Below are 14,975 nucleotides of genomic sequence, written 5' to 3'. Positions count from 1 at the left end.
CTATACTTATGAAAAAACATTTATGCAGACTCCTAATTATGTGTTTATGGTCATCGCCCATTTTTGCGCAGGAAAAAATGGCCTCTGCTCTATACGAGCAAACCAGCGAGATGGGAACCACAATCATTACTTACCAAAGGGATGTAAAAGCTATTCAGGACTTCTATTCACCATATATTATAGAAGGTACTTATCCTCAAGTAGAGCGTGTTTATTATTCACCTGAGCAAAGGGAGCGATTGCTTGCCGTCCATAAGGAATACCTGAAAGGGCTGGAACATCTGGATTTTGATTCATTTAGTATTTATGGTAAGGTTGATTATTTGTTGCTGAAAAAGGAGATCGGTAAAGAAATTGGTCAATTGGAGGATGCGGAAATTAACGATCAGGCTATCCTCAAATATATTCCTTTTGCCCCGGATATCTATGCATTAGAAAAGGAAAGACGAAGAGGGAAGGCGATGGATTGGCAGGCAGTGGCCACAAAGCTAAAGGCAATACTCAAAGTAGTGGAGGCTTCAAATACATCCTTATCAAAAGAAACAACGTTGACTAAGAAATTATCAGCAACTGCAAATGAGGCAATTTCTGGCTTGAAAACGAGATTGAGAGGCTTTTACGAATTTTATAAAGGGTATGATCCGCTATTCGATTGGTGGGTGCCAAAACCTTATGATGCATTAACCGTGGCTTTAACTAATTATGCATCATCATTTTCCGGGAAAACCACTAAGGAACCTGATCAAAAGGATAGTGATTACGGAATAAAAGGAACCCCAATTGGGCAAACAGAACTGATCAGGCAATTAAGTGCGGAAATGATCCCCTATACCCCCGAAGAACTCGTTAAAATTGCAGAAAAAGAGTTTGCATTTTGTGATCAGGAGTTATTAAAAGCCTCGGCGGAAATGGGTTTTGGGAAAGACTGGAAAAAAGCGCAGGAGAAAGTCAAAGAAAGCTTTGTTGCTCCCGGTAAGCAGCCTGAACTGATTGTGCAGCTACAGAAAGAGGCCCTTGATTTCATAAGAGAGCATAATTTAATTAAAATTCCTGCCCTTGCAGAAGAAACATGGGGGATGGTGATGATGTCGGCTGAACGACAGCTGGTCAATCCGTTTTTTACAGGAGGGAGAGAAATTAGTGTATCGTATCCAACAAATACAATGAATGAAGGCGATAAGCTGATGAGCATGCGTGGCAACAATCCATATTTTTCAAGAGGCACCGTACAACATGAGTTACTGCCCGGTCATCATCTGCAGTATTATATGAACAGCCGCTATAAGAACTACAGAGAGCTTTTTACTACACCCTTCGGAATTGAGGGGTGGACCCTGTACTGGGAGCTTCTTTTGTATGACAAAGGTTTTGCTAAAAGTCCTGAAGAGCGTATCGGTATGCTGTTCTGGCGGATGCATCGCTGTGCGAGGATTATTTTTTCGCTAAATTATCACTTAGGTAAATGGACGCCAGGGCAATGTGTCGACTTTCTTGTAAATCGAGTGGGTCATGAGCCTGCCAATGCAGAGGGAGAAGTTAGAAGATCATTTGAAGGTGGCTATAGTCCTTTATATCAGGTCGCCTATATGATTGGCGGACTACAACTGATGGCTTTAAAAAAAGAACTCGTAGATAGTGGAAAAATGAGCTATAATGAATTTCATGAACGGGTGATGAAAGAGAACCTGATTCCGATGGAAATGGTGAGGGCAACATTAACTGGTCAGCCATTGAAAAGAGATTTTACAACCCAATGGAAATTCTACAAATTATGAAACAGGAACCTAGCGGATTTAAATCTTCACTCAGGTTAATTGATGCAACGATGCTTGTTGCCGGCAGTATGATCGGATCAGGAATATTTATTGTAAGTGCTGATATTACCAGGAATGTAGGGAGCTCAGGTTGGTTAATGGTGGTTTGGCTGATTACGGGGTTTATGACACTAACTGCAGCTTTAAGTTATGGCGAATTAAGCTCCATGTATCCGAAAGCAGGCGGACAATATGTGTATTTAAAAGAGGCATATAATCCGTTGATAAGTTTCTTATATGGCTGGAGTTTTTTTACGGTTATTCAAACAGCAACTATTGCTGCTGTTGGGGTAGCTTTTGCAAAATTTACTGCTTATTTATTACCTCAGCTTAGTGAAGATCATATAGCCATTGACCTTGGTTTTTTACATGTTTCGCCCGCACAGCTGCTCGCAATAGTTGTCATCATTATTTTAACTTATGTAAACAGCCGGGGCGTTAATGCAGGCAAGTCAATACAAACAGTTTTTACGATGGCCAAACTATTGAGCCTTTTCGGCTTGATTGTATTCGGTTTGTTTTTTCTGCAAAAAGATATCTGGCAGAGTAACTGGAAAGATGCCTGGGAGTTGAAACCASYKNNMRGATCGKMAGNSYGTAAGTTCTTATACAACTATGGCTGCTTTTGGTGCGATTGCCGCTGCTATGGTGGGCTCTATTTTTAGTAGCGACTCCTGGCATAATGTCACATTTGTTGCAAGTGAGATCAGGAACCCAAAAAGAAATGTTGGGCTGAGCCTTGCACTTGGTACGGTCATGGTCACCATATTATACATTTTAACCAATATTATGTATACTGGTATACTTTCGCTCAACGACATGGCGCATGCAGATAAAGACAGGGTTGCTGTCTCCGTCTCGCAGGTTATATTTGGATCATCCGGCACTGTTATTATTGCGCTAATGATCATGGTGTCTACCTTCGGATGTAACAATGGACTGATCATGGCAGGCGCCAGGGTTTATTATTCTATGGCTAAAGACGGCCTTTTCTTTAAGAAAGTAGGTGCCTTAAACAGAAATTCTGTACCTGCCTTTGGCCTTTGGATTCAGTGTTTGGTTGCTTCATTGTGGTGCCTTAGCGGCAGGTATGGCGATCTGCTTGATATGATCTCCTTTGTTGTGGTGATGTTTTATATGCTTACAATTGGTGGTATTTTTATCCTCCGAAAAAAGCGCCCTGATATTGAACGTCCATATAAGGCTTTTGGGTATCCGATTTTGCCACTTATTTATATCATTATGGGGTTAGCATTTTGCGTCCTGCTGATCCTATATAAACCCCGTTTCACCTGGCCAGGCTTGATCATCACGTTGATCGGTATCCCGGTTTACTTTGTGATCGGAAAATTTAAAAATAATAAACATGAAAATTAGTAGTATCTATCTCTTTTTAATAGTTATTTCATTCAGTTCCAAAGCTCAACAAAATCAATTATTACCCTTTAGCCCATCAGGTGCGGAAATGGAACAAGCCTATTCTCAGGCTGGACAGCTGGACAGTACGGTGAGAAAGGTAGCCGTAAACAATGAAATAATTCCATTTTGGAACGCAGACGGACATTCGTTTTGGTACAAAAGAAACCTGACCGATCGCAACTGGGAGTTTATTTATGCAGATATAACAGAAGGTGGACATAAACAGGCTTTTGATCATGCCAGAGTTGCCATGATATCAAACAAGTTCTTTGGTAAAGTTCAGGAAGCTACAAGGTTGAAATTTGACAGGCTATTTTTGGGCAATTCGGGAACCCTATTAACACTCAACTTGAATGGAAAATGGCTAGAAATTAATTTAGACGATTATAGTTTTAAGCAAGCTAAAGATACCGGCTTTGTTAATTACGATCCCAGGAAATTATTGCAAAGAAAAAGATCGAGATGGGAGGGAACCCCTTCGCGCTTCTTATCCCCGGATGGAAAAAAAGCACTCAGCTTAAAGGCCGGGAATCTTTTTGTAACAGATACCGAAAGTAAAGCAGAAGTGCAGTTAACAGCAGACGGAACAGAAGAAAGACCTTATGCTGAATTCAGTTGGTCGCCGGATAGCAAAAATGTTATAGGTTATCTGACGAATCCTAAGCAGATAGATCGCGTCTATTATGTGCTTAGCGCAGTAGCTGGAACAACCAGAGGACAGTTAAAATCACATGAGTATGCGCAACCTGGCGATGCCTTCACCAGTTATGAGCCTTTTACTTTCAATATGGATACAAAGAAGAAAATAAGGGTAGATACAGAGCAAATCGATTTTTTTGGACCACAACCTTTGCATTGGCGGAATAATGACAACAGGTATTATCTCTATGAAAAAGTAGATCGTGGCCATCAGCATTTTAGAGTGATTGAAGTAGACATACAAACGGGGCAAACCAGAAATATTATAGATGAGAAGGCAAAGACTTTTATTTATGAAGATCGTATTTACACACATTATTTGCCCAAAACCAATGAAGTAATTTGGACAAGCGAGCAAGACGGTTACCGCCATATTTATTTGGTAAATACACTAACCGGTAAACAATTTCAAGTTACAAAGGGGGATTTTGTAGTGCGTGATATTGATAGTGTTGATGTGGAGAAAAGGGAGATATGGTTTAGTGCCAGTGGTGTGAATAAAAAAGAGGACCCTTATTTTTTACATCAGTATAGGGTTAATTTTAATGGTAAAAATACAATACCACTCAATCTTGAGCAGGGCAATCACCGGGTAGTATTTTCTCCCGACAGAAGCTACTATGTGGATACCTATTCACAGATCAATGTTGCACCTGTAACCGTTGTTAAAAGAACTGCAGATGCCAAAAGCATCATGGAATTAGAGCGGGGTAGTACCACTGGTTTTACAGAAGCCGGGCTTAAATTACCTGAGGTATTTGTTGCTAAAGGAAGAGATGCCAAAACAGATATTTGGGGAGTAGTATGGCAGCCATCGAAAATGGATAAGAGTAAGACCTATCCGGTTATTGAATATATTTACGCAGGCCCTCAGGATAGCTTTGTACCCAAGAATTTTACGCCTTATAGCGAAATGCAGAGCCTTGCTGAACTGGGTTTTATTGTTGTGCAGATGGATGGCATGGGTACTGCGAACCGCTCTAAAGCTTTTCATGATGTATGTTGGAAAAATCTGGCTGATGCAGGATTTCCAGATCGTATACTGTGGATAAAAGCAATGGCCGAAAAATATCCTAATGCAGATATCAGCAGAGTAGGTATTTATGGCACTTCAGCCGGAGGGCAAAATTCAACGGGCGCTTTGCTGTTCCATCCTGAATTTTATAAAGCTGCGGTATCGGCTTGCGGATGTCATGATAACAGGATAGATAAACAATGGTGGNWRWGWGCARTGNATGGGTTATCCGGTTGGGCCTCATTATGATGCGCAGTCCAATATCACCAATGCAGCGAAATTACAAGGTGATTTGTTTCTGATTGTTGGTGAAGCGGACGAAAATGTGCCACCGGAATCTACTTACCGCCTGGCTAATGCTTTGATTAAAGCAAACAAAGATTTTGAATTCCTATCAGTACCCGGAATGGGGCACGGTGATGGTGGCGCATACGGAAGACGAAGAAAAAGAGATTTTTTTGTAAAGCATTTATTGCATGCAGAACCACCCAAACGCAATGTTGTGGTTAATTAATTGCATATGCTCGATTTTAAGAGCTAACTATGTTAATATCGCTTAATCAGTGGTTAATATATTGCTTCAAAGAAGCTGTAGAACTCATTTCTTTGAAGTCTGGAACTACGCTTGCTGTTGCAGGTGAATTCATGACCAACTAATATAAACACTGATGAAAAGAAGAGCTTTAATAAAAGGAATGGCTATTGTAATTCCTTCATTAATCTTATCTAAAGCGCTTAACGCTGCTATTTACACACTCGATCCGCTAGGACATACAGCATTTACCAAACCTCCATTTTCGCCAACATGGGAATCTTTGAGAACTTATAAAGTTCCCGAATGGTATAAAGACGCCAAGTTTGGTATCTGGGCCCATTGGGGCCCTCAGTGCCAGCCTGAACGTGGCGACTGGTATGCAAGGGGAATGTACGAAGAGGGAAGTGATCAGTATAAATATCATGTAGAGAAGTATGGGCATCCATCAAAGTTTGGTTTTAAAGATGTGATCCACGAATGGAAAGCGGATAAATGGGATCCTGAATATCTGGTGGCGCTCTATAAAAAAGCGGGTGCAGAATATTTTGTTGCACTGGCTAATCACCATGATAATTTTGATCTCTATGATAGTAAATATCAGGACTGGAATTCTACCAAAATGGGTCCCAGGAAGGATCTTATTGGAGGCTGGGCGAAAGCGGCTAAAAAAAATGGCTTGCATTTTGGCGTGAGTGTGCATGCAGCCCATGCCTGGAGCTGGATGGAAACCGCTCAAAGGTCCGATAAAAAAGGCCCATTGGCCGGGGTGCCTTATGATGGCAAAGTGACCAAGGTTCATGGAAAAGGTAAATGGTGGGACGGACAAGACCCTCAAGGACTGTATGCCCAGGATCATGCTTTAAGTAAGGATAGCGAAAACGACGGTACCATTCACAGACAGTGGAACTGGGGAAACGGGGTTACTCCACCTACTCCAGCATATATTGAAAAGTTTTATAAACGCACCATCGATCTGATCGATAAATACAACCCAGATCTTGTTTACTTTGATGATACTGTGTTGCCGCTATGGCCAATTAGTGATGCCGGATTACGTATTGCGGCCCATTTGTATAATAAAAGTATTAAAAAGGATGGGAAGCTTACTGCAGTTGTAAATGGTAAAATTCTGGATGAACAGCAGCGTAAATGCATGGTTTGGGACATAGAACGCGGACAGAGTAATAATATAGAGCCTTATACCTGGCAAACAGATACATGTATTGGTTCATGGCACTATGATCGAAGGATTTTTGATAATCACCATTATAAAACAGCCAAAACTGTTATCCATACCCTTGCGGATGTAGTAAGTAAAAATGGTAACTTATTGTTAAATATTCCTTTAAGAGGAGATGGCAGCATAGATTCAGATGCATTAAAGGTTGTAGAAGAAATCGGAGAATGGATGAAGATCAACAAAGAAGCGATTTTTGGTACGCGTCCCTGGAAGGTATTTGGCGAGGGGCCTGCAATGGAAAATGCAGCACCATTGAGTGCACAAGGATTTAATGAGGGCAAGGGTAAGCCTTTTGAAGCGAAAGATATTAGGTTTACAACCAAGGGCAATGAGCTTTATATCATTCCAATGGGTTGGCCAGAGGATGGCAAACTGCTAATCAAAAGTCTAGATGCGAACAACCCGGCTTTAGGAAAGATCAACAAGATGACACTGCTTGGCTATGGTGAGATCAAAGATTTTTCTCGTCAGGCGGATGGACTAATCATCACTTTACCAGCTGCGGCAAGACCTGTTCTGGATTATGCATACGTTTTAAAGGTCAGTTAAGCAAAACACAAATGGTTAATTTCAATGATTAAATCATGGAGATTAAAAGGGGTTTCTGATTACTTTTTCTAGCATCAAAGCCTACATATGGTTCGGTCACGGCATAATAACGAAAGGTGTTATATAGGTATTTCATAGGTGTATCGTAGGTATACATAACTATGAAACCTGCATGACGCGGGTATGTTATCCGGAGGTTAGTTTTATGCTTAACGAACCTGAACCGAACCATATGTTAACCCTGACTAAAACCCTTTTTAATAAGCTATATTTCGGACGAGCTGAGTCAGTTTTTTATCCATTCTAGATTTATTGATATAAAGACGTTATCTAATATTTTGTAATTTGGGCCGGGGAATGTATATGCATGCATATACATTCCCAATCTAAAAGAATAAAAATGAAAAAAATATTAGTTATTCTATTGTCCCTCATGGCTAATTTAAGTTTTGCCCAAAGAGAAGAGAAGCCAAATGTTATCTATATATACGCTGATGACCTTGGCTATGGAGATTTGAGTTGTTACGGTGCTACCCGAATAAAGACACCAAATTTAGATAAACTTGCTGCCTCTGGTATCCGTTTTACAGATGGGCATTGTACTTCGGCAACATGTACACCTTCACGTTACGCTTTAATGACAGGTGAGTACCCATGGCGTAAAAAAGGAACAGGCATCTTGCCGGGAGACGCTGCATTAATTGTACCTACTGACAGAACAACCTTACCTAATCTCTTTAAAAAAGCAGGCTATCAAACTGGTATTGTAGGTAAATGGCATCTGGGACTGGGTGAGGCCGTGGCAAAAGATTGGAATAATGAAATTAAGCCCGGACCAAATGAGGTTGGTTTTGGTTATTCCTTCATCTTTCCGGCTACAGCTGATCGTGTTCCTACTGTCTTCCTTGAAAATCATAATGTGGTTGCATTGGACCCTAAAGATCCAATAAGTGTGAATTATGTAGAGAAAGTGGGGGATGAGCCAACGGGTAAAGAACATCCGGAGTTGTTAAAACTGCAATCTTCCCCAGGTCAGGGCCATAACAATACGATTGTGAACGGGATTGGCCGTATTGGTTACATGAGTGGAGGAAAACTTGCGCACTGGGTGGATGAGGAGGTTTCTTCAACCTTTTTAATCAAGGCCAAGGATTTTATACAAAAAAATCAAAAAGAGCCCTTCTTTTTATATTTTGCATTAACCGAGCCTCATGTACCACGGATGCCTGCAACAATGTTTCGCGGTAAAAGTGGTTTAGGTCTACGTGGAGACGCTATTTTACAGTTGGACTGGACCGTGGGAGAGATTGTTAAGCAGTTAAAGGAAGCGGGACTGGACAAAAATACCATGATCATTTTTTCAAGTGATAATGGCCCTGTACTGGATGATGGTTATGAGGATGAAGCAGTGACCAAATTAAATGGTCATACACCTACAGGTGCGTTTAGGGGTGGGAAATACAGCATATTGGAAGCTGGAACCAGAGTGCCGTTTATTGTAAGTTGGCCTGGAAAAATAAAGCCCCAACAGGTTTCCGCGGCTACTGTAAGTCAGATTGATTTATTAGCCTCATTCTCAGCACTGCTCGGCCAGCCGATACCTGCAGGAGATGCACCTGACAGCGAAAACACCATTGAGGTATTTCTTGGTCAGTCGAAAAAGGGGAGGTCTGTCTTGATAGAACATGCAAATACACTTTCAATTGTAAAAGATGGCTGGAAGTATATTGAGCCTAGTAATGGGCCAGCCTATAACAAGTTGGTTGGCATAGAAATGGGTAGTTTAAAAGAGGCGCAGCTGTATAACCTGAAAACTGATGAGGCAGAGAAAAATAACCTTGCTGCCAAATATCCGGATAAAGTGAAAATGCTTAAGGATTTATTGACGACTATAAAAGATAAACCCTGAGAAAGTGTGTTGAGCTATTGCTTTCGCAATTGCATAACAATTGCTCAATATCATCATCGGGGTTGGTTCGGTTGCAACCGAATCAACCCCGATGATGATGCGACGTAACTGCCAGCCAATCTCGTGAGCAATAGCTAAGCGGGTGCTCATGTCCTATACTGAAATACGTTTACAGATTTAAAAGCTAAAAAAGAGAGAGTACAAACAGGCAAAAAATGATAATTCTTTCTGTGTGACCAAAGAAATAACTTCGAAGAAGTCTCAGTGCCTTTCGCATGTGCTGTTCAACGGTGTTTTCGGAAATATGCAACTCTGAAGCGATTTCTTTATTTGAGAGGTGATGGTTGCGGCTGAGGTTAAAAACACTTCTGCACTTTAAAGGAAGCTTTTCTATCTGAAAAGCCAGCTGCTGTTCCAGTTCTCTTGATTCAATTGCTTGTAAAGTAGAATTGTCTGTTTCTGTAAAATGGTGAAAACTATGTTCTTCATATTTTTTTAACAGTTTTTCTCGTCGGTAATGGTCTATGATTTTGTGTTTAACAGTGGTATACAGAAATGAAGAAAGGTTGATAATTTGATTGGCCGTTTTTTTTCTGGTAAATAATCTCAAAAAAGTTTCCTGAATAATTTCCTCAGATAACTCTCTGCTCCGGGTTTTGTTCAATGCAGTCGACAACAAACGCACAGCATACCTTTTGTATAGCACTTCAAAAGCATTATCCGCTCCATTCTGCCATAGCAATATCAATTCTGCATCACTAAGCTCCACAGGCATAACTCTATATTTGGTCAACGAAAATCCTCAAAAATTAATTATCAGTGCAGGCGAAAGATGCCTGTATCCATTAAACGAAAATAAGCAACATAATTATCATAACTGTCCTTTACTATCCTGCTCTGTCATTGGGTAAATCAGCCAAGTGATACACGAGTCAGAAAAAAAATAAAGAAGGGATAACGGTTGGATAATTTTCATACGTCTTACCATTATAAGCATACCCCGATAGATCATTTATGGATAGCGAAAGGTTACAATATTTATTTGAACGGTATCAGGCTTCCAGCTGTACTGAAGAGGAGTTGGAGGAACTTAATGACTGGTACGAAAAATTAGGTGCTGGCAATGGGCAGATTGAGCATTTGATTAACCAGGCAGGAGGTGAGGAGCAGTTGACAGAAGAGTTGTATCGTAATTTTAACAAAAGGAAAAATCTACAAAAGAGGCATCAGCTGCTTAGCTGGTCGTGGAAAGTATCAGCAGCCGCGATTTTGATTTTGCTCGGTACAGGATTTTTGTTTTACAAGTTTTTCCCGAGCCGCTCAGAGGTTCCTGCCGAACTGGTACAGGTTCCGATACCGCCAGGAAAGAATAAAGCACTATTAACACTTGCTGATGGAACAAAAATTATTCTTGATGACAGTAATAATGGAGAGATTTCCCACAAGAATGGTGTTTTGATTACTAAAACGGATAGTGGAAGTTTGGTCTACCGTAGTGAAAAAAATCCGGTAGTTAAACCAGATAAAATGGCCTATCATACCTTATATGTACCAAGAGGAGGCCAGTATAAGGTAAAGCTGCCAGATGGAACTAAGGTTTGGATGAATTCTGAATCGACCCTTTATTTTCCAATAACTTCTAATGGGAAAGATCGCCAGGTACGTTTAACCGGAGAGGCCTATTTTGAGGTAGCCCATAATAAGCGGCAGCCTTTTAAGGTACAAACCGGAGATCAGTTGGTAAGTGTATTGGGAACTCATTTTAACGTAAAAGGATATCTAGAGGATGCTGATATTGCGACCACCTTATTGCAAGGTAGTGTTCGCATTAGTAAGCTGTCCACCGGTCGTGCCAAAATGCTGCTACCCGGTCAACAATCGAATGTTAAAGAAAGCGGAAAAGATATTGACATCGCTTATGTCAAAACCGATCAGGCAATTGCCTGGAAAAACGGTTATTTTTTGTTTGACAACCAGGATATAAAAAGTGTGATGAAGACTATCAGCCGTTGGTATAATGTAGACGTTACCTATAACAATCGCTTAGGGAGTGACCGGTTTGGAGGTACTTTCTCCAGAAATGCAAACTTGTCTGAGCTCCTTGCAAACCTACAGGAACTTGGGGGTGTCCGTTTTCAGGTTACCAACCGAAATATCATTGTTAGTAGCCAATAAATTTTATATAACTAAAGCTAAAGAAAGGAGTAAGATGTGTAATTACTAATGAAAAATTAGGACACCAAGAACCAAGGACGTTTGAGCCGCCCTTGGTATGCCAGAGTGAACTGGAGTGGAGGTCTGATCAAACTAAACGAATAATTTAAAAAACCAACCGACCAAATGTATAAAAAAAATACTGAAATAGTTTTCAGGAGGGATTCCTGTATGTTTCGACTAATATCCCTAAAGATGAGACTAACCTATATGTTATTGTTTTTTAGTGTTTTTCAGCTCAGGGCCGAAAGCTTTGCGCAGAAAATAAGTATATCTGTTCAGAACGCACAGATAACAGATGTCATCTCCGAGCTTAAGAAGCAGACAGATTTTGATTTCCTTTACAACAATGCCACGCTAAAAAATGCTAAGCCGGTTACTCTGGATATTAAAAACCTCGATTTGAAAAAGGTTCTGGATCTTTGTTTTGAAAAACAACCCTTTGACTATAAGATCCGAAATAAAACGGTACTGATTACAGCTAAAAGGCGTTGGGATAATACGCTCTGGCCAGCTGTTGAAAAATGGCAGGTGCTTAAGGGGATTGTCAGGGATTCTGCCACAAATGAAACGCTGATAGGGGTGTCAATCATGGTTGAAGGAACAAAGACCGGGGCGGTCACTGATAAGGATGGTAATTTTACTATCAGCCATCCCGAGCCAAATTTTGTTTTGGTGATTTCCTATTTAGGTTATCGTACCGAAAAGATATCCATTAACGGCCAACAATCTATCGAGATTAAAATGAGCAAGATGAACACCAGCCTGAATGAGGTTGTTGTTGTGGGTTATGGTACAAGAGTTAAAGGGGCTATCACTGGGGCTATTTCAACGGTCAAGTCTGATGTATTTGAGAATCGCCCGCTTAACAATAGCCTGGATGCATTGCAGGGTACGGTACCCGGATTGACAATTACTAAGGGTAGCGGACAGCCTGGAAATCAAAGCTATGGCATAAAGATCCGTGGGTATTCCTCCATAGGTGAAAGCCAACCTCTGATGCTGATTGATGGCATCCCTGGAGACATAGATAACATCAACCCAAATGACATTGCTGAAATCTCTGTATTGAAAGATGCTTCTGCAGCCATTTATGGGGCAAGGGCAGCTGATGGGGTGATAATTGTGACCACTAAAAAAGGAAAAAGCGGAAAACCGGAAATTATCTATAGTGGTACAGTTGGTCTGAAAACACCAACTTACCTGAGGAAAATTCAGAACACCTTGGAGTACGCTGAATTTATGGATGAGGGACTTCGTAACGCAGGTATCAATGGTTTTCCTCAGGAAGTGTTTGATAAGATCAGGGCTAATGCAGCGCCGGAACTTGATGGTGGCTGGAATTATGGAATCACTAGCTATCCTGGTTTTTATGGTTATACGGACTGGAACAAAGAAATCTATAAAAATTCTACTCAGCAACTACATAACCTTTCCATATCAGGTGGCGGGGAAAACAATAATTATGTAGTATCTATGGGCTACAATAAAGATGAAGGATCACTCCGGTTCGGAGAAAACAATTCCGAAAGGTATAACCTTCGCCTCAACTATGATTTTCGACTGACCCCTAAGTTCAACTTTGAAACAAGAACCAGTTTTGAGAATAAGTCTACCATTACACCAACTATGCTTGGAAATGCGCTGACCAATGTTACCCGTCAGTTCCCATATCAGCCGGTGCGCAACCCAAATGGGCAGTTCTATGGCTACCAGGGGTATGAAAACCCAGCGCAGTCACTGGAAGAGGCAGGCACTCAGCGTGGAAACTCCTCCAGGTTTGCCACCAATTTTAAAGCTGATTACACCATTCTAGAGGGACTTAAATTAATCGGACAGGCAGCTATAGGACTGGATTACCTCAATGACAATGGTACCAACAGGACCTTTACAAGGTACAATTATGTGGGTGACATTCAGGACATCAGAAACACACCGAATTCCGCCTCTTATCTTAATCTGAAAACATTAAACCAATTGTATCAGGTATACCTTGACTATAACAGGCAGCTGGGGGCTGATCATAGAATAAACTTTACGGGGGGAGGATCGATTGAAAAAACCAAAATCGAAGGCCAGACAACCTATGGTTATAATTTTATAGGCAATGACATCTTTACCTTAAACCTTGCTGACAGAACCAAGGCTGCGTATGCCAATTTCACGGGCCGACTGAGCAATCAGGCATTAGGATCCTATTTTGGTAGGTTCAGCTATTCCTTTAGGGAGAAACTGGTTTTAGACCTTACGGCACGTGCTGACGGTAGTTCTAAATTCTCACCGGATAAACGCTGGAGCGCGGTATTCCCATCAGCGGCACTGGCATACAATTTATCTGAAGAAAGTTTTATCAAGTCCCTTAATACCTTTGATCTGTTAAAGCTCAGGGCATCCTGGGGTAAAATGGGTAACCAGGAAATTGGGCAGTTGGGTCTGTATGATTACATACCCTTGATCTCCATTGGTGGAAATTATCCAATAGGCAGCCCAAATTCGGGGTTAACCGGGGCCAATGCTAATCCAGCGTCTACAGATAGAACCTGGGAAACAATTGAAAATAAAAATATAGGTATCGATGTGGCACTACTTAGTTCCAGACTTAATTTTTCGTTTGATTACTATAATAAAACGAATAATGATATGTTAGTTGACATTGCTGTTCCTGCAACTTATGGCGGCACCGCACCTTCCTCAAACCAGGGAAAATTGGTCACCAACGGATTTGAAACCTCAGTGACCTGGAAAGACCAGGTGGGTGCTTTTCGTTACAGCGTATCGCTACAGCTTAGTGACAGCAAGAACAAGTTGGTGGAACTGAAAAATCTGGACAATTATCAGGAAGGTCTTAACAAATTCAGACAAGGTTATGGCATCTGGTCTTATTTTGGTTATGTGTACGAGGGTATCATTCAAAACCAGGAACAGCTGGATAACTACAAAAAGCTGACGGGTGTTCCTGCACGCGTAGCCATTGGTGATGTGATGTATCGTGATGTTGACGGGGATGGAAAGTTGACTGCTTTTGGCGACAAATCAAAGGGCCTTAATGGTGATATGGTTTATCTCGGTAACCTGATTCCCAGGTATACCTTTTCTTCTAACATTAGCGTAGGATTTAAACAATTAGATCTTCAGGTGTTTTTGCAGGGGGTAGGAAAAAGAGATGTAAGGTACGAGGGTAACATTGCTACCCCAAATACATTTTACTGGCCTTCGCTTTCTTATTACAATGGAAAAACCTGGACGCCACAGAGAACCGATGCTAAATTTCCGAGATATCTACCTGGGGGTGTAGGTTATGATGATATCAGAAGTTATGATTATCGTGCCTCATCACTCACCATGCAGAATGTAGCCTATTTAAGATTTAAGGTGATTACCCTGGGGTATAACCTGCCAGCCAGTGTTGCCAACAGTTTAAAAATGAAAACTGCCAGGATATTCTTCAGTGGTCAGGATCTCTTTACCATTTCCAAAGGAACATTTGGAGGGAACTTTGATCCGGAAGATGGCTTCAGGAATGAGGGAACTTATCCTTTCAATAAGGTGTATTCGCTGGGTCTTACTGTTAAATTTTAAAC

At 41.1% G+C, this 14,975-nt stretch carries 10 protein-coding genes; 9 read left to right on the top strand and 1 reads right to left on the bottom strand.

The window, feature by feature from the left end; genetic code table 11:
• Nucleotides 1-8 precede the first annotated feature (8 nt).
• The 7 genes from N824_RS00720 to N824_RS00700 all read left to right on the top strand — a co-directional run bounded on the left by N824_RS00720 (nucleotide 9) and on the right by N824_RS00700 (nucleotide 9,180).
• Complete coding sequence (locus tag N824_RS00720; RefSeq protein ID WP_048903209.1) at nucleotides 9-1,775, top strand: DUF885 family protein; 1,767 nt, start codon at nucleotides 9-11, stop codon at nucleotides 1,773-1,775.
• The gene (locus tag N824_RS37190; RefSeq protein WP_306413872.1) at nucleotides 1,772-2,479 is read left to right on the top strand and encodes an APC family permease; all 708 of its coding nucleotides are present in this window, start codon (nucleotides 1,772-1,774) and stop codon (nucleotides 2,477-2,479) included. Before N824_RS00720 ends, N824_RS37190 begins: the two co-directional genes overlap by 4 nt.
• Nucleotides 2,430-3,191 carry an APC family permease gene (locus N824_RS37185; protein ID WP_306413871.1) on the top strand — a complete coding sequence of 254 codons (762 nt, stop codon included), beginning with the start codon at nucleotides 2,430-2,432 and terminating at the stop codon, nucleotides 3,189-3,191. The genes N824_RS37190 and N824_RS37185 overlap by 50 nt, the downstream gene beginning before the upstream one ends.
• Complete coding sequence (locus N824_RS00710) at nucleotides 3,181-5,196, top strand: DPP IV N-terminal domain-containing protein (RefSeq protein ID WP_052334028.1); 2,016 nt, start codon at nucleotides 3,181-3,183, stop codon at nucleotides 5,194-5,196. The genes N824_RS37185 and N824_RS00710 overlap by 11 nt, the downstream gene beginning before the upstream one ends.
• Nucleotides 5,168-5,461, top strand: a complete 294-nt coding sequence (locus N824_RS35320) for a S9 family peptidase (RefSeq protein ID WP_052334027.1) — start codon at nucleotides 5,168-5,170, stop codon at nucleotides 5,459-5,461. Before N824_RS00710 ends, N824_RS35320 begins: the two co-directional genes overlap by 29 nt.
• Nucleotides 5,462-5,615: 154 nt before the next feature.
• Nucleotides 5,616-7,271 carry an alpha-L-fucosidase gene (locus tag N824_RS00705; RefSeq protein ID WP_048903208.1) on the top strand — a complete coding sequence of 552 codons (1,656 nt, stop codon included), beginning with the start codon at nucleotides 5,616-5,618 and terminating at the stop codon, nucleotides 7,269-7,271.
• 400 nt (nucleotides 7,272-7,671) lie between these two features.
• Nucleotides 7,672-9,180, top strand: coding sequence for an arylsulfatase (locus N824_RS00700; protein WP_048903340.1), 1,509 nt, complete (start codon nucleotides 7,672-7,674; stop codon nucleotides 9,178-9,180).
• A 184-nt stretch (nucleotides 9,181-9,364) separates the two neighbouring features.
• Here the strand turns inward: N824_RS00700 and N824_RS00695 are convergent, their stop codons facing one another.
• Entirely contained in the window at nucleotides 9,365-9,973 is a 609-nt protein-coding gene (locus tag N824_RS00695) for an RNA polymerase sigma factor (RefSeq protein ID WP_161662236.1), read from the bottom strand.
• Between the two features lie 221 nt (nucleotides 9,974-10,194).
• Between N824_RS00695 and N824_RS00690 the strand changes: the two genes are divergently transcribed.
• Nucleotides 10,195-11,355, top strand: coding sequence for a FecR family protein (locus N824_RS00690; protein ID WP_048903206.1), 1,161 nt, complete (start codon nucleotides 10,195-10,197; stop codon nucleotides 11,353-11,355).
• Nucleotides 11,356-11,589: 234 nt separating this feature from the next.
• Entirely contained in the window at nucleotides 11,590-14,973 is a 3,384-nt protein-coding gene (locus tag N824_RS00685) for a TonB-dependent receptor (RefSeq protein WP_161662235.1), read from the top strand.
• Nucleotides 14,974-14,975: the final 2 nt, after the last annotated feature.

The organism is Pedobacter sp. V48, assembly GCF_000523515.1.
Lineage (GTDB): Bacteria > Bacteroidota > Bacteroidia > Sphingobacteriales > Sphingobacteriaceae > Pedobacter.
The sequence above is the reverse complement of the archived record's forward strand: the minus strand, read 5'-3'. Positions and strand labels throughout refer to the sequence as shown.